This is a genomic window from Pleomorphomonas carboxyditropha (genome assembly GCF_002770725.1).
Classification (GTDB): Bacteria; Pseudomonadota; Alphaproteobacteria; order Rhizobiales; family Pleomorphomonadaceae; genus Pleomorphomonas; species Pleomorphomonas carboxyditropha.
In genome coordinates this window covers 151,611-172,915 of record NZ_NQVN01000008.1, presented here as the reverse complement: position 1 = coordinate 172,915, position 21,305 = coordinate 151,611, and the positions used below count along the sequence as shown (strand labels likewise).

19 protein-coding genes are annotated in these 21,305 nt (G+C 67.3%); 9 read left to right on the top strand and 10 right to left on the bottom strand.

What is annotated here, in order from left to right; translation table 11 throughout:
- Nucleotides 1-156 precede the first annotated feature (156 nt).
- From CJ014_RS13995 to CJ014_RS13985, 3 genes are all read left to right on the top strand, one after another.
- Nucleotides 157-2,628, top strand: coding sequence for an EAL domain-containing protein (locus tag CJ014_RS13995; protein WP_100081097.1), 2,472 nt, complete (start codon nt 157-159; stop codon nt 2,626-2,628).
- A 104-nt stretch (nt 2,629-2,732) separates the two neighbouring features.
- The gene (locus CJ014_RS13990) at nt 2,733-3,119 is read left to right on the top strand and encodes a CidA/LrgA family protein (RefSeq protein WP_100081096.1); all 387 of its coding nucleotides are present in this window, start codon (nt 2,733-2,735) and stop codon (nt 3,117-3,119) included.
- On the top strand, nt 3,116-3,850 hold the full coding sequence (locus CJ014_RS13985; protein ID WP_245427332.1) for an LrgB family protein: 735 nt from the start codon (nt 3,116-3,118) through the stop codon (nt 3,848-3,850). Before CJ014_RS13990 ends, CJ014_RS13985 begins: the two co-directional genes overlap by 4 nt.
- 110 nt (nt 3,851-3,960) lie before the next feature.
- Here CJ014_RS13985 and CJ014_RS13980 read toward each other — a convergent pair whose 3' ends face one another.
- The 7 genes from CJ014_RS13980 to CJ014_RS13950 form a co-directional block, all read right to left on the bottom strand.
- Complete coding sequence (locus tag CJ014_RS13980) at nt 3,961-4,365, bottom strand: DUF2023 family protein (RefSeq protein ID WP_100081095.1); 405 nt, start codon at nt 4,363-4,365, stop codon at nt 3,961-3,963.
- Entirely contained in the window at nt 4,344-4,826 is a 483-nt protein-coding gene (fldA, locus tag CJ014_RS13975) for a flavodoxin FldA (RefSeq protein ID WP_100081094.1), read from the bottom strand. The genes CJ014_RS13980 and fldA overlap by 22 nt, the downstream gene beginning before the upstream one ends.
- Before the next feature lie 138 nt (nt 4,827-4,964).
- Complete coding sequence (locus tag CJ014_RS13970; RefSeq protein ID WP_100081093.1) at nt 4,965-5,474, bottom strand: HXXEE domain-containing protein; 510 nt, start codon at nt 5,472-5,474, stop codon at nt 4,965-4,967.
- Between the two features lie 138 nt (nt 5,475-5,612).
- Nucleotides 5,613-6,248 (bottom strand): LysE family translocator, encoded by a 636-nt coding sequence (locus CJ014_RS13965; protein ID WP_100081092.1) that lies wholly within the window; start codon nt 6,246-6,248, stop codon nt 5,613-5,615.
- Nucleotides 6,249-6,314: 66 nt separating this feature from the next.
- Complete coding sequence (locus CJ014_RS13960) at nt 6,315-9,671, bottom strand: error-prone DNA polymerase (protein ID WP_100081091.1); 3,357 nt, start codon at nt 9,669-9,671, stop codon at nt 6,315-6,317.
- Between the two features lie 205 nt (nt 9,672-9,876).
- Nucleotides 9,877-11,352 (bottom strand): Y-family DNA polymerase, encoded by a 1,476-nt coding sequence (locus CJ014_RS13955; protein ID WP_100081090.1) that lies wholly within the window; start codon nt 11,350-11,352, stop codon nt 9,877-9,879.
- A gap of 13 nt (nt 11,353-11,365) precedes the next feature.
- The gene (locus tag CJ014_RS13950; protein ID WP_100081089.1) at nt 11,366-12,178 is read right to left on the bottom strand and encodes an ImuA family protein; all 813 of its coding nucleotides are present in this window, start codon (nt 12,176-12,178) and stop codon (nt 11,366-11,368) included.
- 489 nt (nt 12,179-12,667) lie between these two features.
- Here CJ014_RS13950 and CJ014_RS13945 point away from each other — a divergent pair, with 489 nt between their 5' ends.
- From CJ014_RS13945 to CJ014_RS13930, 4 genes are all read left to right on the top strand, one after another.
- Nucleotides 12,668-13,222 carry a GrpB family protein gene (locus CJ014_RS13945; protein WP_100081088.1) on the top strand — a complete coding sequence of 185 codons (555 nt, stop codon included), beginning with the start codon at nt 12,668-12,670 and terminating at the stop codon, nt 13,220-13,222.
- Nucleotides 13,223-13,374: 152 nt separating this feature from the next.
- Nucleotides 13,375-14,364, top strand: a complete 990-nt coding sequence (locus CJ014_RS13940; protein WP_245427330.1) for an L-threonylcarbamoyladenylate synthase — start codon at nt 13,375-13,377, stop codon at nt 14,362-14,364.
- 122 nt (nt 14,365-14,486) lie between these two features.
- The gene (locus tag CJ014_RS13935; protein ID WP_100081087.1) at nt 14,487-15,419 is read left to right on the top strand and encodes a histone deacetylase family protein; all 933 of its coding nucleotides are present in this window, start codon (nt 14,487-14,489) and stop codon (nt 15,417-15,419) included.
- Between the two features lie 608 nt (nt 15,420-16,027).
- Nucleotides 16,028-16,219, top strand: a complete 192-nt coding sequence (locus CJ014_RS13930; protein WP_100081086.1) for a hypothetical protein — start codon at nt 16,028-16,030, stop codon at nt 16,217-16,219.
- Nucleotides 16,220-16,429: 210 nt separating this feature from the next.
- Here the strand turns inward: CJ014_RS13930 and CJ014_RS13925 are convergent, their stop codons facing one another.
- Nucleotides 16,430-16,999 (bottom strand): copper chaperone PCu(A)C, encoded by a 570-nt coding sequence (locus CJ014_RS13925; protein ID WP_245427328.1) that lies wholly within the window; start codon nt 16,997-16,999, stop codon nt 16,430-16,432.
- A gap of 117 nt (nt 17,000-17,116) precedes the next feature.
- Nucleotides 17,117-17,506: a DUF2946 family protein gene (locus CJ014_RS13920; protein ID WP_133121856.1), complete on the bottom strand. Its 390-nt coding sequence runs from the start codon at nt 17,504-17,506 to the stop codon at nt 17,117-17,119.
- A 213-nt stretch (nt 17,507-17,719) separates the two neighbouring features.
- On the opposite strand from CJ014_RS13920, the gene CJ014_RS13915 reads away from it, so the two are divergent.
- Nucleotides 17,720-18,697, top strand: coding sequence for a magnesium transporter CorA family protein (locus CJ014_RS13915; RefSeq protein WP_100081084.1), 978 nt, complete (start codon nt 17,720-17,722; stop codon nt 18,695-18,697).
- Nucleotides 18,698-18,815: 118 nt separating this feature from the next.
- Nucleotides 18,816-19,199: a hypothetical protein gene (locus CJ014_RS13910; protein ID WP_245427326.1), complete on the top strand. Its 384-nt coding sequence runs from the start codon at nt 18,816-18,818 to the stop codon at nt 19,197-19,199.
- A gap of 114 nt (nt 19,200-19,313) precedes the next feature.
- Here the strand turns inward: CJ014_RS13910 and CJ014_RS13905 are convergent, their stop codons facing one another.
- Entirely contained in the window at nt 19,314-21,266 is a 1,953-nt protein-coding gene (locus CJ014_RS13905) for a bifunctional 2',3'-cyclic-nucleotide 2'-phosphodiesterase/3'-nucleotidase (protein ID WP_100081083.1), read from the bottom strand.
- Nucleotides 21,267-21,305 lie beyond the last annotated feature (39 nt).

The following is a 21,305-nucleotide window of genomic DNA, read 5'->3' as shown; positions in this document are numbered from 1 at the left end:
ACGCAATCTGGCAATTCCGTCCCTGCCGGCGCCAGCCGCCGATGACCGGCCAAGGCCGTTCGAATCAAGCCGCAAGCCGAACTTAGCGAAATATTATCAAAGAGGGCGATACCCTCGGCGGCTGGTACGTCGGGTGAAGTGGCGAGCGCCGTTATCATGAAACGCCTGAAAACGTTCTCGAAAAAGCAGCCTCTCCCCGAAGAGCCGTCGTGGAAGCCGCGGGTCCTGTCGCTCCAGGCGATCGTGGTGGCCATCGTCGGCCTGATGCTCGCCGCCCTGCAGTTGGCCGTCGGCGTCACGGAAACGGTGCGACAGCTCGACGGCATCCGGTCGGAAGCCATCTACCGGGCGACGACCGGGCTCGATCTTCTCTCCGCCATTCCGGCCCGCAACGCGGTGAACGGCGGCGATAACGCCGACGCCAAGGCGGTGCTGGACTCCCTGCATTCCATCGCCGACATCTACACGCGCAACCATCCGGGCGAGACGATCCGCGTCGAAGTCGGCGACGGAGCCGCTGGTCAACCGGCCGCGACGGACGGCGACAGCGCGATTTGGGGCGACAGCGATCTCAGCGTTCGCCGCGCCTTCGTTCTCGACGACGGCGCGACGCCCGTCTCCGGCTATTTCTCAGCGCGCGTCGACCTCGGCGGCGACTACGCCGTCTGGCGCAAGACCATCCGCGACCGGGCCCAGCTCGCCGCCTTCATCGTGCTGTCGGTGTTGATGCTGGCCGTCATCCTGATGCGGGTGACCGTGGTCAGCCCGCTCGAACGGCTGAGCCGCCTCACCCGCCGCCTCGCCGCCGGCGAACTGGTCGAAGTTCCCGAGCCCGCCGACCGCGCCCGCGAAATCTGCGAGCTTTCCGAAGCGCTGGTGGTGTTCCGCAACAATCTCGCCCAGAAGAACGCCCTGGAAGCCGCCAATGTCGTCGCCCTGCGCAAGCTCGAATGGACGACCGGCAACCTCGACATGGCGCTGCGATCGATGACGCAGGGGCTCGCCCTTTTCGACGCGCAGCACCGCCTGCTGCTGGTCAACGAACGCTTCCTGGAGATTTTCGACCTTTCCGAACAGGCGTTCGGCGCCAAGCTGACGGCCCAGGACGTCGAGGACCTCATCGCCGGCCGGATCGCCGCGACGCACGACGCCACGGGCCATTCCGTCGGCGGAGAACTGTTCGGCCGCCATCTCAGCCGCCTGTTCACGCAGGCGGAACCGGTGTCCGGCGAGGAGACGTTCGGCGACTGGATCATCTCCTTCACCCACGTGGTGACCGGCGAAGGCGGCTGGGTCACCACCGTCGAGGACGTGACCGAACGGCGGGCGCAGGAGGCGCGTCTCGCCTATCTCTCGCGCTTCGACGCGCTGACCGGCCTGCCCAACCGCACCCAGTTCAACGACCGCCTCGCCCTCGATCTCGCCTGGGCCGCCGACAACGGCATCAAGCTGGCCGCCATCGGGCTCGACCTCAACAAGTTCAAGGAAATCAACGACCAGCGCGGCCACAGCGCCGGCGACGCCGTGCTGGTGGCGATCGGCAGGCGGCTCGACAGCGCGGCGCAGGACGGCGAGTTCGTCGGACGCATCGGCGGCGACGAATATTGCGCGCTCAAGAAGTTCCGCAGCCAGACGGAGGTCGCCGAATTCATCGGCCGCCTGGAACGCTGCTTCAACGATCCCATCCGCGTCGAGGAGAACGATATTTCCGTCGGCGTGTCGATCGGCGTCGCCATCTACCCGGACGACGCGGTCGATGCCGAGCAGCTCGTCAACAACGCCGATCTGGCGAAATATCGCGCCAAGCGGTCGGTGACGCAGAACGTCTGCTTCTACGAGGCGGAGATGGACGAGGCGTCGCGCGAGCGCCGGGCCATGGCGCGCGACCTGTGGGATGCGCTCGACCGGGACGAGTTCCACCTGACCTACCAGGTGCAGAAGAACATTCGCTCGCGCGAGACCATCGGCTACGAGGCCCTGATCCGCTGGACGCATCCGACCCGCGGCGCCGTGCCGCCGGATGCCTTCATCCCCATCGCCGAGGAATGCGGCGCCATCCTGCCGATCGGCCGCTGGGTGCTGAAGCGCGCCTGCGCCGACGCCGTCGCCTGGAGCGACGACCTGCGTGTCGCCGTCAACCTGTCGCCGGTGCAGATCGCCAACGACGACATCGTCAAGCTGGTCCACGAGACGCTGCTCGAAACCGGCCTGGCGCCGCAGCGGCTCGAACTCGAGATCACCGAATCCACCATCATCGGCGACAAGGCGCATGCCCTGCATGTGTTGCGGCAGTTGAAGGCGCTGGGCATCACCGTGGCGCTCGACGATTTCGGCACCGGCTATTCCTCGCTCGACACGCTGAACTCCTTCCCCTTCGACAAGATCAAGATCGACCGGTCCTTCCTGGCCGAAGCCGAGGTGAAGGACGACTCGCGGGCCATCGTCAAGGCGGTGGTGGCGCTCGGCCGCAGCCTCGACGTGCCGGTGCTTGCCGAGGGCGTGGAGACGGCCGGCCAGCTCAGCATCCTCGAGGAAGAAGGCTGCGAGGAGGCGCAGGGCTTCCTGTTCGGCCGCCCCGCCCGGCTGACCGGCGACGAAGTCTCGGCGACGGCCGAGCGCAGTGCCTGACCTGTGGTCCGAGGCGCGCGGCTGCGTCGCGCACTACGCATTGGACGAGACCGGCAAGGTCGACTATTCGGAAGCCACGTTCAAACCTGTCCTAAGGGTCTCCCATGATCGTCGGACTTGCGGTGGTGCTGCTCTGCCAGCTCATCGGTGAAATTTTCGCCTATCTGACGCATTTGCCGGTGCCGGCTCCCGTGGTGGGGCTGGTGCTGCTGTTCGGTTTCTTCCTGATGCGCGACCGCTGGCAATGGCTGCCCTTCTCGTTGCGCAGCGAGGAAATCGACAAGACCTGCGAGACGCTGGTGCAGCAGATGGCGCTGTTGTTCGTGCCGGCCGGCGTCGGCATCGTCCAGCGCCTCGGCATCCTCGAGGCCAACGTGCTCGGCGTTCTCACCATCATCCTGGTGACCACCGCCTTCTCGATCACCGTCACGGCCTTCACCTTCCGCTTCGTCTCGCGCTGGTTTCCGGCGCCCCCGGAGCATCAGGAATGACCGGCCCGGGCCTCAATGCGATGGATGGCCTGTGGGCGCATCTTTCCGGCGGCGCGCTGCTCTGGCTGACGCTGACCCTCGGCGTCTATGCGATCGCCGACCGGCTGTCCCTGCTGGTGCAGCGCAACCCGCTCGCCAATCCCGTGCTGCACTCGGTGTGGGTGATCGGCGTGATCCTGGTGGCCAGCGGCACGCCCTACCAGACCTATTTCGATGGCGCCTATTTCATCCATTTCCTGCTCGGACCATCCACGGTGGCCCTCGCCCTGCCCCTCTACGAGAACCGGCGGGTCGTCATGCGCTCGCTGGTGCCGATCGTCGCCGCCCTCCTCGTGGGGTCGATCGCCACCATCGGTTCGGTGATCGTCTGCGCCGCCGTCTTCGACCTGCCGGCGATGATCACCATCTCGTCCCTGCCGAAATCGGCCACCTCGGGCGTCGCCATGGGCATCTCACAGTCGGTGGGGGGCGATGCGTCGCTGACGGCGATCCTCGTCGTCGCCACCGGCATCGTCGGCGCGGTGATGGCGACGCCGCTCCTGAACCTCCTGCGCATCGAAGATCGCCGAGCGCGCGGCTTCGCGGTTGGTCTCGCCGCCCACGGCGTCGGCACCGCCCGCGCCTTTCAGGTGCATCCGCTCACCGGCACCTTCGCCGGCGTCGCCATGAGCCTCAACGGCCTGATGACGGCCGTGCTGGTGCCGCTGGCCGCGTCGTTCCTCGGCGGCTAAGTCATCGGACCGAAAAGTGGAATCCGGTTTTCGGAAGATCCGATGCGACAATAGGGAATGAGATCGTCATCTTGCGTCCGTCAGGACGCAGGACGATCTAAAATGTTATGTCAGCACAGGGAAACGGGGGAGGCCGCCGCTCCGGCGGCATGGTCCCGATGCTCGGCGGTCGCCGTGCGTTCGAGATAGCGCCGGCATTGCTGCTCGCGATCATAGCCGAGCAGAGCGCCGAGCATGAAATCCTCCTCCGCCGTCAGCTCGCAAAGCGGCTTGTCGACGAAGCGGCGGACCGTCTCCACCAGCGCCGGCCGTCCGAAGAACAGGTTGACGCGGCTGTCGTTGAGCCGGTGGACGTAATGGTCCACCCGCTCGGCACCCAGCCGGGCGACGACGCCCGGCAGGTCCGCCCAGGAGACGGTCAGCATGAACAGTTGCCGCACGCCCTTGTCCAACTCGTAGAGCGAGTGGTTGACGATGCGGCCGCTGACCGAGATCACAGGATCTGGCTGGTCCATGCCGCGATCCGCTTCTCGGATTTGCCCGCCTGGTTGTCCTGGTCGAGGACGAGGCCGACGAACTGGCCGTCGCGGGCCGCCGTCGAACTTTCGAACTCGTAGCCCTTGGTGTCGGTAAAGCCGACCACCTCGGCGCCCCGCTCCACCACCGCATCGTAAAGCGTGCCAAGGGCATCGACGAAGTTATCCGGGTAGGTGGCCTGATCGCCAAGGCCGAACAGGGCCACCTTCTTGCCGGTGAGATCGGCTTCGGCGAGCACATCGACGCCGTCCGCCCAATCAGCCTGCAAATTCCCCTCGTCATAGGTGGGCGAACCCAGGACCAGGAAATCGCAGCCTTCGAAGTCGGCCACCGTCGCGTCCTTAATGTTGATGACCTTGCCGTCAAGCTTGGCGGCGATCTTGCCGGCGGCCGCTTTGGTGCGGCCGGAGTCCGACCCATAGATCACGTGAACGGTCATTTCATTTTCCTCTCTGCTGCGGTGGAGCCGTCCGGCTTCGACCTTGGATGAAGCCTAAATGCGGTTGCAATGCATTCGCAATTAGGGCAATCCCGCAGGGCGGTTTGTCAAGCCTGCGGAAAGCAGTTAGGCGAAGAGCTAAGTTGCTCCATTGGCCGACAGCCAGGGCAACCGGCGTTCGGCGACATGCCCGGCCCAGAACAGCAGGGGAATGGCGACAAGCAGCGTCACGGCAACCGCTATCGCCGTGACAAGCAGGCTTCGTCCGGTGAGCACGCCGGCTGCCAAGCCATTGACGATGACCAGCAGAGACAGCGGCACCACGAGGCAAATCGCGGTGCCGGTGCCCGGCGCGTAGCGGCGGAAGGCCACGGTGAGCGTCAGGTGCGGAACCATCGCATTGACCACCATGACGGCGGCGAAACCGGCCAGAAGCTCGATGGCGTAATGGTTGCCCGCCGCCGCAAAGGCGGCAATGCCGCATAGGACGGCGGTCAGTATCACCAGGGTAAAGCGCAGAGCGAACGGCGTCACCCGACCGGCAAGACGCGATTCGTCGGCCGCATAGGCCGGCAGGAACAGACCTTCCTCGATATTGTGAACCGTGAAGGCGAGCGCGAACAACCAATAGAGCGCGGCAGGCGTCATGGCACACCCTCCTTGCCGAATCCCGCCGGCGGCTGGGAGAAGGCGCGGCGGTCTCTTCCGTGTCGTCCCATGATAGCATGCCCTGGGCGACGGCGCGAATGCACCGACCGAAGCGACGCGGGCGGCGAGCTGAACCTCTCAGCGCTGCAAGGCGGCGAGCTTTGCCGCGAGGCCGAGGAACAGCGCGCCCAGCGAGCGATCGAGCCACAGGGCCAGCCGGGCGCTGGAGCGCAGCCGCGCCGTCAGCCAGGCGCCGCCGAGCACCACCAGCGGTTCGACGATGGCGGCGACGGCAATGATCAGCACGCCGTGCAGCAGGAGCTGCCAAGGCAGCGGCCCGGCGCCGTCGACCACGAATTGCGGCAGGAAGGCGAGGAAGAAGATCGCCACCTTGGGATTCAGGATGTCGACCAGCATGCCTTGCAGGAAGACGGCCGGCAGGCGGCTTTCGTCCCGCGCCTTGCCAACGTCGAAAGCGCTCGCCTTCGACCGCAAGGCCTTGACGCCGAGGAAGGCGAGATAGGCGACGCCGGCCCATTTCACCGCCGCAAAGGCGGCGGCCGAGGTGGCGACGATGGCCGACAGGCCGATGGCGGCGAACAGCACATGGCAGAAGGCGCCGGCCCACAGGCCGAGCATGGCGGCCAGCCCCTGCCGGCGGCCGCCGCGCGCCGTGTGCCCGAGAATGAAGGCGATGTCCGGCCCCGGCGACACGTTCAGCAGGAAGGCCGCCGCGAAGAAGGTCGCCCAGTGCGCCAAGTCGTAGCCCAGCATGTCCGTCCTCACACCATGAGCTTCGCTTTACCCGTTCCGTTGCCAGGATGCATGCAGAAATCGTCGTCACGCTCGCCGCCGCGCCGGCACGTGCCGCGTCGCCCGGGCGGGAACGTCGAGGTCGGCGGCCACCTCCGGTTCAAGCGGCAGCGGCGCGTTGGCCGACAGCGGCGGCCGGCCGACGGGATCGGGCAGGTTGCCGCCCTTGTCGGTGGCGCGCACCGCCTCGCCGGGCGGCGTCAGCGCCGTCGCCACATCGTCGGCGGCGAGATGGCCGAGCAGATGCGTCAGGTTGACGATGCGGTCGGCGACCACGTGGATGACGCCGCTCTCCGCCTGCATGCGGCCGGTCACCGACACCATGCGCGAACCCAGCACGATGGCCCGATGCGCCTCGAACACCTTGGCCCAGACGACGATGTTGGCGATGCCGCTTTCGTCCTCGAGCGTCAGGAAAATGGTGCCCTTGGCGGTGCCCGGCCGCTGGCGCACCACGATGAGGCCGGCCACGGTGACGCGGCGGCCGTCGGCGGTGCGCGTCAGGTCGTCGCAAGGCATGGCCCGCAGGCGGTCGAGATGAGAGCGCAGGAAGCTCACCGGATGGTCGCGCAGCGACAGGCGAAGGTGACGATAGTCCATCACCACTTCCTCGCCGGGCGGCATCGGCGGCAGGTGCATGTCCGGCTCGATCTCACGCCCGGCCTCTCCGGCTGCCAGGAACAGCGGCAGGTCGTCCTTGTCGCCGGACCGGCCGAGGCCGCGCACCGCCCAGAGCGCGTCGCGGCGACTGAGCCCGAGCGAGGCGAAGGCATCGGCGTCGGCCAGCCGCTCCAGCGTCTGGCTCGGCAGGCCGGTGCGGAGCCAGACGTCGCGGATGGAATCATACCCCCTGCCCCGCCGTTCGGCGATCATCAGCCCATCCGCCTCCTTGAGGCCGTTCACCTCGCGGAAGCCGAGGCGGACGGCATGCGTCGTCTGGATCCACTTCGCCATCGACGCATGACGCGGGTGCGGCTTCACGTCCGGCGCACCGGGCTCCAGCGTCGCGTCCCACTGCGAAAGGTTGATATCCGGCGGCCGCACGGTGACGCCATGGTCGCGCGCATCGCGGACGATCTGCGCCGGGGCGTAGAAGCCGAGCGGCTGGGCATTGAGCAGAGAGGCGGCGAACACATCCGGGTAATAGCACTTGATGAAGGCCGAGGCGTAGACCAGCAGCGCGAAGCTCGCCGCATGGCTCTCGGGAAAGCCGTAGTCGCCGAAGCCCTCGATCTGCCGGAAGCAGTTCTCGGCGAAGGTGCGGTCGTAGCCGCGCCCGGCCATGCCCTCCACCATCTTGGCGCGGAAGTTGCCGATGGTGCCCATGCGGCGGAAGGTGGCCATGGCCCGCCGGAGCTGGTCGGCCTCGCCCGGCGTGAAGCCGGCGGCGACGATGGCGATGCGCATCGCCTGCTCCTGGAACAGCGGCACGCCCAAGGTCTTGCCCAGCACCTGTTCCAGTTCGTCCTTCCGGCCATGCAGCGGCGATGGCTCGGGATATTTCGGCTTTTCGAGGCCCTGCCGGCGCCTGAGATAGGGATGCACCATGTTGCCCTGGATGGGGCCGGGCCGGACGATCGCCACCTCGATGACGAGATCGTAGAAATTGGCCGGCCTGAGGCGCGGCAGCATGCTCATCTGCGCCCGGCTCTCGATCTGGAAGACGCCGAGCGTGTCGGCGCGCTGGATCATGGCGTAGACCGCCTTCCGCTCGGGCGGCAGGCTGGCGATCGTCCACTGCCGATCATAGTGCTGGTCGAGCAGCTTCAGCGCCTTGGCGAGCGCCGTCAGCATGCCCAGGGCGAGCACGTCGACCTTCAGCATGCCGAGCGCATCGAGATCGTCCTTGTCCCATTCGACGAAGGTGCGGTCCGCCATGGCGGCGTTGCCGATCGGCACGGCCTCGTCGAGCCGGCCCGCCGTCAGCACGAAGCCGCCGACGTGCTGGCTGAGATGGCGCGGAAAGCCGGAGAGTTCGCGGGCGTATTTCAGTACCATGGCGAGCCGCGTCTCGGTGGGGTCGAAGCCAGTGCGGATGGCATCGTCGTCCTTCAGCCCGCGGGGCGAGCCCCAGACCGAACCGGACAGCGCCGTCACCGCGTCGTCGGTGAGGCCGAACACCTTGCCCACCTCGCGCACGGCGCTGCGGCCGCGATAGGTGATCACGGTGGCGGCGATGCCGGCCCGCTCGCGGCCGTAGCGCTTATAGATATACTGCATCACCTCCTCGCGCCGGCCATGCTCGAAATCGACGTCGATGTCCGGCGGCTCGTCGCGCTCGGTCGAGATGAAGCGTTCGAACAGCAGGTCGCCGCGCACGGGATCGACCTCGGTAATCCCCAGGCAATAGCAGACGACGGAATTGGCGGCCGAGCCGCGCCCCTGGCAGAGAATGTCCTGCGACCGGGCGAAGCGGACGATGTCGTAGACGGTGAGGAAATAAGGCTCGTATTGCTTGCCGGCGATGATGGCGAGCTCGTGGGCGATGACCTCCCTGGTCTTCTCGTCGACGCCCTCCGGAAAGCGCCGTTTCACCCCCTCCTCGACCAGCGCCACCAGCGCTTCGGCCGCCGAGGCATAGTCCTCGAAAGCCTCGTGGGGATACTCGTACTTGAGTTCATCGAGCGAGAAATCGAGCCCGTCGAGAAAGCGCACCGTCTCGCTCACCGCCTGCGGCAGATCGGCGAACAGCCGCTCCATTTCCTCCGGCCGCTTGAGGTGGCGTTCGGCATTCTGCTCGAGGCGGAAGCCGGCGGTATCGATGGTGACGTGCTCGCGGATGCAGGTGACGATATCCTGCAGCGGCCGCCGGTCCGGAACGTGATAGAGCGGATCGCCGAGGGCGATCGGCTTGAGGCCGGCCGCCCTCGCCAGCGCCGCGAGGCCGGCCAGCCGCCGCCGGTCGTTGCCGAGCCGCGGCATGGTGATGCCGAGCCAGAGCCGGCCGGCCAGATCGGCGGCGAGCCGCTTCACCTGCTCGCCGAAGGCCGGCAGGAGGCGGCGCGGCGGCACGGCGATCAGCCGGAGGCCCTCCGAGAATTCCAGGAGATCGGCGATCGTCAGGATGCAATCGCCTTTCTTCGCCCGATGATTACCGGTGGTGAGCAGGCGGCAGAGCCGGCCATAGGCGGCGCGATCCTCGGGATAGGCGAGAAGGTCGGGCGTATCGTCGGTGAAGACGAGGCGGGTGCCGACGGCGAACCGCACGCCGTATTCCCTGGCCGCCACATGGGCGCGCACCACACCGGCCAGCGTGTTGCGGTCGGCGATGCCGATGCCGGCATATTTGAGGTGCCCCGCGGTTCCCACCATCTCCAGGGGATGGGAGGCGCCGCGCAGGAAGGAATAGTTGGTGGCGGCGGCAAGCTCGGCATAGGCGGTCATGATCGCCCCCGAAGGCTCTTATGGTGCCGATTTTCGCCCCCGCTACCCCTCTCCCTGGTCCCTCCCCCACAAGGGGGGAGGGGACGCAGCTTGGGTCTACCCACGACTGGAAGGCTCGACTTGCTCGGAAAATGGGTCGGCAACTCCCATCGTCCCCTCCCCCCTTGTGGGGGAGGGACCAGGGAGAGGGGTGAGCCGAGCTTCCTCATGCGAACAGCCCGTGCACGAACCAGCGGGGATGAAGGGTCTCGACCTCGAAGAGACCTTCGCGGAACATCCAGAAGCGCCGGCCCTCGGCGTCCTCGACGCGGAAATAGTCGCGCGTCGGCGCCTCCTGCCGCCACCATTCGCCGGCGATCCGCTCCGGCCCCTCGGCGCGCTTCACCTCGTGCGTGACGCGCCGCCAGCGGAAGCGGAGCGGCGGACCGTCCGGCACCGAGGCCAGCGCCTCCACCGGCTCCGGCCGGGCGAACAGGCGGATCGGCCGCTCCGGCGGATCGCCGGGCAGCGTCCCGGCCGCCGGGAAGGCGCCCTCCCCCGCCATATGGGCCGGCACGGCGCGGCTCGCCCGTTCGGGGATGTAGCTCTCGTGCGGCGCGAGGCGGCGCACCCGGCCGCGGCCGATGCGGGCGCCGACCCGGTCGACGAAGCGCGTCAGCTCCAGCGCCGCATCGGGACCGGCGAGCGACAGCGCCTCGGCGTCGCGGCGGCTCGCCTCGGTGACGGCGACGGTGATGCAGTCGAAGCCGTAGCCGGCGTCGAACTCCTCGGCGAGACCGTCGAGCCGGCGGCAGAGAATGTCCCCCATCACCGCCGCGTCGCGGCTCGGCCGGCTGAGGCCCGCCTCGATGTGGGTGAGAGCGCCGTCGACGCGCCACAGGCTGAGGCGGAGACGCAGCGCCCCCTCGCCCGCCGCCTCCAGCCGCCCGGCCAGCGCGCCGATCAGCGACAGGGCGACGGCGCGCACGTCCTCCTCGCGGACGATCGGCTCGAAGAAGCGCCGCTCGGCGCAATAGGGGGCGACCGGCAGCCGCGGCGAGAAAGCCTCCTCGGCGAACCCCAGCGCCCGGTCGAGCTGGACGAGCGGCGCGCGGCCGAAGCGGGCGGTGAGCGGCGCGCGCGGGCCGTCCACGAGGTCGCCGACGCGCTTCAGGCCGACGCGGGTGAGCCCGTCGACGGTGGCCGCGTCGAGCCGCAACGCCGCCACCGGCAGGTCGGCCAGCGCCCACCGCTCGTCGCCGATCCGAAGCAATCCGCCGCGTCCGAAGGCGGCCAGGGCATGGGCGGCGCCGATGGTCGAGGCGATGCCGATGGTGACCGTCAGGCCCTGCCGTTCGAGCCGCCGCGCCATGTCGGCGGCCAGCGCCTCCTCGCCGCCGAACAGATGGGCGCAGCCGGCGATGTCGAGCACCAGCGTGAAATCCTCGGGATAGGGAAACTCCGGGTCGATGGACGACGTGCCGACGCGGCGGCCGGCGAGCGGCGTATAGCGCTGCGCCCAGTCGCACAGCCGGTCGAGGCAGGCGGCATCGGCCTCGGGGTCGGCGGCGCGCACGTCGAGGCCAGGCACGCGGGCGCGCGCGTCGGCAAGACCGAGCCCCGGCTGCAGGCCGAGCCGCGCCGCCGGTGCGTCGACATGGGCAAGGCGCGCGGCACCGCGATGCTTCGCCGTCAGCACCATGGGCGGCCGTGCCTCAGCGGGCGCGGAAGGGGACGACCGCTGCCGGTCCAGCCGGACGAGACGATCGGTCGCCAGATGCGGCAGCCAGGCGACCAGATAGCGGGACCGCCAGGGAGCCGGATGCTTCGGCTCGATGCCGGAGGCGCGGGGCTCGGAAGGATTGCTCATCGATACGCCACTCCATCATCCACGCGCCGACCGGGCCGAGGCGATTGCGTGCGAGCTCGGCCGCGAACACCGGGTTGCCGGGGTGCGGACCGCCGCTGCTCGGCGCGGCCGCGACGCACCAGCGCGTGACGGCGCTGGTCGGCCCCGGAGCGCCGCCGGTCCTGAGCAGAATTCCGGTAGAGCGGCCGCCGTCGGCGATCAGCGACAGGCGGCGGCAGGCCGTCAGGTCGAGGTGGCGGTCGTCGCCGAACGGCTCGATCAGCACCGCCGCGAAGGCGCGGGCGGCCAGCCCCTCCTCGGCGGCGCGCAGCACGTCGGCAGTATTGGCGGCCGTCACCGCGACGAGGCGCGACGGGTCGAGGCCGAAGGCGGCAAGGCCGGGACCATAGGGCTCGCCCGCCTCGCGGCCGGCCATCTCGGCGCGCACCCAGAGCCAGAGGCTGCCCCGCCCGGCCGCCGACAGGAGCCGGCCGGCACATGCCAGCGCGAAACCGGTCGCCGCCGCCATATCCGGCGCGCCGGCCGGGCTGACGTCATGCAGCGCGCCGCGCCGGAGGCCGGCCGTCGCCGCGTCGACCTCCGGATGGCCGAAGGGGATCGCCGCCGTCTCGGCCCCCGCCCAGGCCTTTGCCGCCCGTCCGGCGCGAAAGGCGGACATCGGCGCGGCGCGGTTAGAGCGTTTCCGCGTTTCATGGAAACGCGGAAACGCTCTATCTTCTTGAATTGACGCATTTTCTTCACGCGAACCGGTGTCCACTTCGCTCGAAAATGCTCTAGCGGCGGACGCGATGTCGCGCACCGGCACGCCGGCCAATTCTTCCGCTGCCGCAGGATCGGCACGCCCCTCGCCCCGGCCGCGCGCCCGTTCCAGCCGGGCGATCTGCCGTCGAAGCATGGCAATCCTGTCCGTCGACTCGCTCGCGAGCACGGTCCAAACCCTCGTTTCCGTGGCCTTTGTTCTCTTTATGTTCCAGTATAGGAGAGGCGTTCGAAGAGTCAAGAACGGGCGTGCGGCGGGAATGGAGGGGGGAATACAGCCCGAATTGGGGGATAACGGACGACGATCGAACCTTCGGGCATCCGCCCGCATGACAGGGGCATACACTGCAGCCAGCGCGGAAATCATTGTGCGGGGGCTAAGTTTTCAATGGCTACGCTGGTGGAAATAGTGCCCTACGATCAGAATTGGCCCCGGCTTTTTTCGGCTGCCGAATCCAAACTGCGCCAGCTTTTGGGGAGCATGGCAGTCGGCATAGACCATATAGGAAGCACCTCCATACCCGCGATGCCGGCAAAACCCATTCTGGACATCGACATTACCTTGCGCGGCCTATCCGACGTTCCTATCGCGAGTGCAATATTGACTTCGGCAGGATATCAACCTCGCGGCAATCGTTACCATGACGATGTCTGGGCCTTTATGAAGCATGACAGCGTGCCCAAACAGCGCGTGTACCTTTGTCCTCCCGAGAATGAAACCCATATGCGCCGCGTCATTTTTCGCGACTACCTACGCGCCCATGCCGATATTGCCGAGGCCTATTCCTCATTAAAAATGCAGCTCGCCAGGCGGTTTCCATACGATGGGGATCGCTACACAGCCGAGAAGAGCGGTTTCATTACCGAAATCGTCAGGCTGGCTCAGCCCGCCGTCAGCGGCTCCGGGGCAGCCACATCCACCGGGTGGAGCACGAACAGCTAAGTTCGTTCCACGACCAGCGTCCCCGCCCGTTTGGCGTCCTCCTGCAACCCCGATGCGGATCGCGGCTATCCCTGCCTTGACGTCGCCACGGATTGGTCCCACACCAGCCCGGTCGGGCGAACCGCCAGGACAGGTCATCACCGGAATCCTCCGTGCCCCATCGCTCTTCAGAACTTGCCCGCATCGAAGCGGCGACCGATGAAGCCATCCGTCTCGCCGCCGACCATATCCGGCAGGGCGAGCTCGTCGCCTTTCCGACCGAGACCGTCTACGGCCTCGGCGCCGACGCGACGCGTGGCCAGGCCGTCGCCGCCATCTACGAGGCCAAGGGGCGCCCTTCCTTCAACCCGCTGATCGCCCATGTCGACAGCATCGCCATGGCCGAGAGGCTGGTGGTCTTCGACCCGCTGTCGCGACGGCTCGCCGAGACCTTCTGGCCCGGGCCGCTGACGCTGGTGCTGCCGGCGCGGCCGGATTGCCCGGTCTCCTCGCTGGCCACCGCCGGCCTCGACACGCTCGCCGTGCGCATGCCGTCGCACCGGGTGGCGCTCGATCTGATCCGCGCCGCCGGCGTGCCGATCGTCGCGCCCAGCGCCAATACTTCCGGCCACGTCAGCCCCACCTCCGCCGCTCACGTCTATGGCGATCTTTCCCGCCGCGTCCCGCTGATCCTCGACGGCGGTCGCACCGAGGTCGGCCTCGAATCGACCATCCTGCAGGTCCGCGACGGCACTCCCTATCTCCTGCGGCCGGGCGGCCTCGCCCGCGAGGAGATCGAAGCGGCGACCGGCATCGCCGTCGTCCGTTCCGAGGGCGACCCGTCCGCCGCGCCGGTGGCGCCGGGCATGCTCGCCTCCCACTACGCGCCGCGCGCCCGCGTCCGGCTCGACGCCCGCCGCGTCGAGCCCCGCGAGGCGCTGCTCGCCTTCGGCGGCGCGCCGATCCGCGGCATCGCGGAAGCCGCCCGCGTCTTCAACCTCAGCCCGTCGGGCAACCTGCGGGAAGCGGCGGCCAACCTGTTCGACATGCTGCGCCGGGCCGACGGCGACGACGTCGCCGGCATCGCCGTGGCGCCCATCCCAACCCATGGGCTCGGCGAGGCGATCCGCGACCGGCTGAGGCGGGCGGCGGCACCGCGTTAGGGCCACGCGCACGTTTCGCGCGATGCGCTAAGCCTTCCTGCCACTTGACGGCGCGGCCGTGGCGGCATCCTCTGTCTCAGGATTTTCACGGACGCCACACGGCGCCTTCCGGAGAGGCTCGCATGCGGACACTTTTCCTGAGCCACCCGCGCTATCGCGACCACCTCGCCCCGGAAAACCATCCCGAGCAGCCGGAGCGCATCGTCGCCATCGAGCGGCAACTCGAGGGCGAGGCGTTCCAGCACCTGATCCGCGACACGGCGCGGCCGGTCACCGACACGGAAATCCAGCGCATCCATCCCGCCGCCTATGTCGACCATATCCGCATCCAGGCGCCGCATGACGGGCTGATGATGTCGATCAGCAGCGATACCATCCTGTCGAACGGCACCTACGAAGCGGCGCGGCTCGCTTCCGGCGCCGCCTGCCTTGCCGTCGACGAGGTGATGACCGGCCTCGTCGACAACGCCTTTTCCGCCGCCCGTCCGCCCGGTCACCACGCCAGCGCGCGGCAGGCCATGGGTTTCTGCTTCTTCAACCACGCCGCCATCGCCGCCCGTCACGCCCAGGCGGCGCATGGAGCCGAACGCGTCGCCATCGTCGATTTCGACGTCCATCACGGCAACGGCACGCAGAACATCTTCTATTCCGACAGAACGGTGTTCTATGCCTCGATCCACCAAGCGCAACTGTTTCCCGGCACCGGAGAGACATCGGAGACCGGCATCGACGGCAACATTCTCAACCTGCCGCTCGGCGCCGGCGCCAATGGAGCGGCCGTGCTGGAGGCGATGACCGGCGCCGTCCTGCCGGCCGTCGAGGCCTTCCGGCCCGATCTCCTGGTGCTGTCGGCCGGCTTCGATGCCCACTTTCGCGACCCCCTGGGCGACCTCAACCTCGTCGAGGCCGATTACGGCACCCTGACCCGCGCCCTGATGGAGGTTGCCGATCGGGTTTGCGGCGGCCGTGTCGTCTCCCTGCTCGAAGGCGGCTACGACATCGACGCCCTCGGCCTGTCGGCCGCCGCCCATGTCTCGGCCCTGATGGGCCACTGAGAGACCGTTTTGAACTTCTACTCTGGCGGCCGTCTGACGCGACTTTCTGCGCTTCCGGTGCTCACGGACCATGTCTCGACCCTGATGGGCCATTGAGTCGCCCGAGCAATGCCGTTCGGGGCCGCGTAATCGGAAAGGCGTTTATTTCCAATCGCCGGCCCGGCATGGCCAGCCGCGAGTGTTCGGAGCCATGCGCCGCGACTCCATCCGGACTTGGCTGCCGTCAACTCTCGACATCCGCTCGATAAAGGCGCCGCCTCGTCGCGCGCTGCTATGCCATACGGCAGGCAATCCGAAGGTCGGAAGAACTTTTGCTTAAAGCCCGGTTAAGATTTTCTTGGCATGGTCATTTGTTTTGCAGCAAGCCAAATACTTGATCAGCTTTTGATCTCAGCTACCATGGAAGCAAATGTCGCATTTTGGTCACGCATCCAAAAATCTAATTCAGCCTAGGAAGAAATCCGAACCGCATGAATGCTGCGTGCCCTTGTTCGGCCGCATTCGCAGGCATAATATATGAACGTGGAAAGCGTGATTTAAACACGATATTCCCGAACGAATACATAAGACAAACCACGTACCCGGCGACGGGGTAGGACGGTACCCAGATGGTCAAGCAGGCTGACGCTGTGAACAAAGGTCAAATTCAGCAAGGCAGCGAGCTGGAACTCGATGCCCAGTATCATGAAATCGGCATTCCGGCGGTGAATGCCGCGGCGCGCGCGATGCGTCGTCAGGTACAGCAGAAGGACTACACGACGGTCCAGCAGACCGCTCCGATGTTCTCCTACGAGGACTGAGCGGGCGACTTTCCGAGGGCTGGCGCATGTTGCAGCCGGCCCGGCGGCGATCCCTTTTCAGAATTGCTTCAAAGGCTCGACGCGACGGTCCTTCGTGGCCTCGTGTGAGGTAGGGCTTGTGTCTCTGAAGTAACGGCTGAATTCGTCGAAGGCCGGAGCGTTCCGCTCCGGCCTTCGACGTTTGTAGCGAGGAATTTCGCCGCCGACACATCATCCCCCGTGCGCGTCGGGCATCTTGGCGCCGCCGTCCATCGGCATGGCGTCGTGGCCGCCGGCCTTGTGGTCCTGCGCCCTGGCGTCGATCGCCTCGACCGAGAACTCCACCGGCACCTCGCCGGCCTTCTCGAAGATCAGCGATCCTTTCACCTTGGTGCCGGCTTCGAGGGGCGCCGTCAGCTTCATGAACATCAGGTGGTAGGAGCCGGGCTTCAGCTCGACGGTGGCGCCAGCGGGAATGTCGAGACCGCCCTCGAGCTGCCGCATCTTCATGACGTCGCCTTCCATCTTCATCTCGTGCACTTCGGCGCGGCCGGCGGCGGCGAAGGTCGCCCCGGTCAGCCTGTCGGCATCGCTGCCGGCGTTGACGATGGTGACGAAGCCGCCGCCCATCTCGGCGCCCTTCGCCGTGGCGCGCGTCCAGGGATGCTTCAGGGTGAGCGCGCCGGCCTTGAATTCATGGGCGGCGGCCGGGTCGACGGTCAGTCCGGACGCGGCGGGCAAAGCCGCCAGCAAGCCGGCGACCAGCGCCGCGCGGAGAAAGATCGGGGAAATGTGCATCATGGGAACCTCGGGAACTGATTGATGGCCGGTCGCCGTGGCGCCGGCGGGCTCGTGTCGCGAGCCGATCCATTGCGTGAGAAAAAGGCCGCCGCTCTTCGGCGGGGGCCGGCAATCGGTTCAGGCGAAGCCGGGTGGCGCCCGTTGCGGCGGCGGACTGCCGGCCCGCGCCGGCAGGGCGGGAGCCTTCGACACGAAAGACGCGACCAGCAACGGGAAACGCGCCGGCTCCGGCAATTCGGCCGGCGCCGGCAACACACCGGCAACGCTTCCGAGGCAACAGGAGAGGCAGTCGTGGACGATCCGCGCCGGCGCTTTGGCCGGCTGTTGCGCGTCGGTTCCCGCCATCGCCGAACAGAGAACCGAGTGCCCCCCGAGGCCATCGCGAGCGTCCGCCTGCGCGACGGCGAGCGGCGCCAGCGTTTGCAGCACAAGCGCATAGGCGAAAAGGACGCGCACCACGTCGCGCGCCAGATCCCCCAGCCCCTGCCGCCGACCGGCGCCTGTCATGGCCTCCCCCAGGTCCACATCCGACGAAACACTTAGCAGATTGCCGTGGCGGTGCAATGCTCAACGAGAAAGACTCGACCGCCGCCGCGGCCGCGTATAGACAGACGGCGGACGGTGACGCCTCCTTCTTTCGGGGGGAGTCGCCGCATTCGGAGAATTCGCCCATCGCCAAGCGAACCGGCCTTGCGAAGGCCAGAGTTCTGGACGTCGCCCATGCTCAACGCGTTTCATCCCGTCGGCGACAAACTCGAATACGCCCCCAATTGCAGCACCCTCGTGCCGGACCAGCAGACGCTGTGGATCGACCTGATGACGCCGACGCGCGCCGAGGAGCTGGCGGTCGAGAAGTTCATCGGCGCCGAGCTGCCGACCCGCGCCGAGATGGAAGAGATCGAACCGTCGAGCCGGCTATCGGTCGCCAACGACGTCCTCTATCTGACCGCCGCCCTGCCCTGCCGGGCCGGCAGCAACGATCCGGGCATCACCGTCGTCACCTTCGTGCTCACCGACAAGCACCTCGTCACCGTCCGCTACGACGAGCCGGGCACCATTCCGCTCGCCATCAAGAACGTGACGACGGCGGGCGCCAACGTGACGACATCGCACGGCGCGCTCCTGACCATTCTGGAGGCGGCCATCGACCGGCTGGCCGACGTCATCGAACAGTCGGGCGCCCGCATCGAGACCATCGCCCGCCGCGTGTTCGAGGACGATTCGCGCGCCTCGCCGTCGGGCGACCGCTACAAGAGCTCGCTCCGGCGCATCGGCCGCGAGGGCCTGCGCCTCGGTCATTTCCAGGAGAGCCTGATCTCGCTCTCCCGCCTCCTCTTGTTCCTCACCGCCAAGATGGAAGGGCCGCGCTATTCCAAGGAGGATGTCGCCCGCCTGAAGCCGATGAAGAGCGACGTGACGGCGCTGGCCGACCACTGCCGCGGCCAGGAGGAGCGCATCACCTTCCTGCTCGACGCGACGCTGGGCCTGATCTCGATCCAGCAGAACGACACCATCAAGATCTTCTCGGTTCTGGCGGTGATCTTCATGCCGCCGACGCTGGTGGCCAGCTTCTACGGCATGAACTTCCGCTACATGCCCGAGCTCGACTGGTCCTTCGGCTATATCTGGGGCATCGCGGCGATGGTCCTGTCGGCGGCAGGCACTTATGGTCTCTTCCGCTGGAAGAGGTGGCTATAGGGCGGAAGCCTGCACAGCGCACAACATGCGGGACATGCGTTATCGGCGAACGCAGGCTTTGGTTGCATTTCCGATCGTGCTAGAAAGTACGAGGTCGACATCGACCTCGGGGGTAATTGTGTTTAATTCATTGAAGAAACTTGCCATCGGCGCCTTCGTCGCCGTGATCGCCACAACGGGCGTTGCGCAGGCCGAATCTTTCACCAAGCTGACGCAGCAGGGCTACAAGCTCGGCAAGCTCACCACGGGAAAATCGGGCCTGCCGGGCTGGATCGCCTCGAATGGCACCAAGCAGTATTTTTGCAAGATGTTGGCAAACAAGGCCTACGTCGGCAAGGATGGAATGGTGGGCTTCACTTCGAGTGGACGGCAGGTCGGGGTGGATCGCGCGACCTACGAGAGAATAATCGGCGGCTTCGACCCTTCTATCCCGCAACTGAGCGACCTGAAGGCTGGGCGCGCCAGGCCGGCCGACGTGGGTTATTGCCTGCCACTATCCTGACCGCCTCTCTGGCGTCGGCACTGCCAGCGTCGCCGATCCCGATGGACCGGCGGCGCAGACTACAAGCACTCTTATGCCGGCAATACCGGAAATGAACATCCCACCGTTGGACGCTCACGCCACCGTCAGGCGATATTTGGCAAAGCCGTCGCCGGCGTCGCCGACCTTCTCCACCTTGACGCCGGCCGGCACGGTATCCAGCGTGGCGTTGGGCGAGTTCGGGAAGGTCAGGTTGACGTTGTCGGGCAGCCTGGCGATCGACCAGTTGCCGTCGGCCGACGGGTTGATGGTCTTGGTCTCGACGATGTAGCGGACGATGACGTCGCGATTGCTGTCCGGCCCCTGGAACACCACCGTGCTGCCGTCGGCGCCCGGGAAGTGGCCGCCGCCGCCGGCGCGGTAGTTGTTGGTCACCACCAGGAATTCCTGGGTCGGCTCGACCGGCTTGCCCCGATAGGCAAGGTCGACGATGCGGTGCGCGTCCTCGGCGATCACCTTGCCGTCGTTGTCGTAGCGCTTGTCCTGCGTCACGTCGATGCGGTAGGTGACGCCGTCGACGACATCATAATTATACGAGGGGAAGGACGTGTCGATCAGCGGCTGCTCGTCGATCTTCGTCGGATCGATCCGGTTGAAGATGCCGGCCGAGCGTTCCAGCCACTCCCTCAACTGCTCGCCGGTGATCTTCACGATGCGAATGGTGTTCGGGTAGAGATAGATGTCGGCGACGTTCTTGATGGCGATCGGTCCCTTGGGAACGAAGGTGTAGTAGTCCGGGCCGGAGCGGCCGCCGCACTTGAAGGGCGCCGCCGCCGACAGGATCGGCAGGTCGGGCAGGCCGGCCGCCTTCGCCTGGGCGGCGCCGTACCAGAGCTGCGCCTGGCTGACGATCTGCACCGACGGATCGTCGGCCACCAGCGCCCAGTAGCTCGATATGGCGGCCGAGGTCTCGCCGACCGGCCGGCGGACGTAATCGAGCGTCGCCTCATGATCGGCCTTCACCGAGGCGAGCACGGCCGGCACCGCGTCCACCCGGGAGACGATCTTCTTGTCGGGCGTCCGCTCGTAGATCGGCCGCGCCTCGACCTTGAAGCCGCTCACCTTCCAGCCCTCGCCCTGCTTGACGAGATCGAGGTCGATGACGCCGAGATGGCTGCCCCAGAAGCCGGGCATCACGGTGGGAACGCCGTTGAGCGTGCCCTTGTCGATATCGGCGCCGTCGATGCCGGCGAAGTCCTTGCCGGGGAACACGAGGTGCTGGTGGCCGGTGAAGATGGCGTCGATGCCCGGCACCCTCGACAGGAACAGCGCCGCGTTCTCCTCGCCGCCCGCCCGCTCGCCGCCGGCGATGCCGGAATGGCAGAGGGCGACGACCACGTCCGACTGCTGGCGCAGCGCCGGCAGATACTTTCCGGCGGCATCGACGATGTCGATGGTGGTCGCCTTGCCTTCGAGATTGTCCTTGTCCCACTGGACGATCTGCGGCGGCACGAAGCCGATGACGCCGATGCGCAGCACGTGCTCGTTGCCGTCGGCGTCGATCACCTTGGCGTCGAAGACGCGGGTCGGCTCGATCAGCGGCGTGCCGTCCGGCTTCAGCACGTTGGCGCAAACGGCCGGGAATTCGGCGCCGGACAGCGCCTTGCCGAGGAAGTCGAGGCCGTAGTTGAACTCGTGGTTGCCGAGCGTGCCGCAGAGATAGCCGAGGCCGTTCATCGCCGCGACGATGGGATGCTTGTTGCCGCCGTCGAGGCCCTTCTCATAGGCGATGTAGTCGCCGAGCGGGCTGCCCTGGATGAGGTCGCCGTTGTCGAACAGGATGGCGTTGCGCGCCTCGTCGCGCGCGGCGGCGATCAGCGCGGCCGTCTTGGCGAGGCCGACCGTGTCGTCCGCCTTGTCGCGATAGTAGTCGTAGGGATAGACGTTGACGTGGAGATCGGTGGTCGCCATCAGGCGCAGGCGGACGGTCGGCTCGGCAGCCGCTGCGACGGCGGGAACGAAAGCGACGAGCGCGCCGGCAGCGGTGGCCAGCAGCAGCTCGCGACGGCTGAGACGGTGGATCGGCATGACGACTGGTCTCCTGAATGAATGTCCATCGCCGGGCGA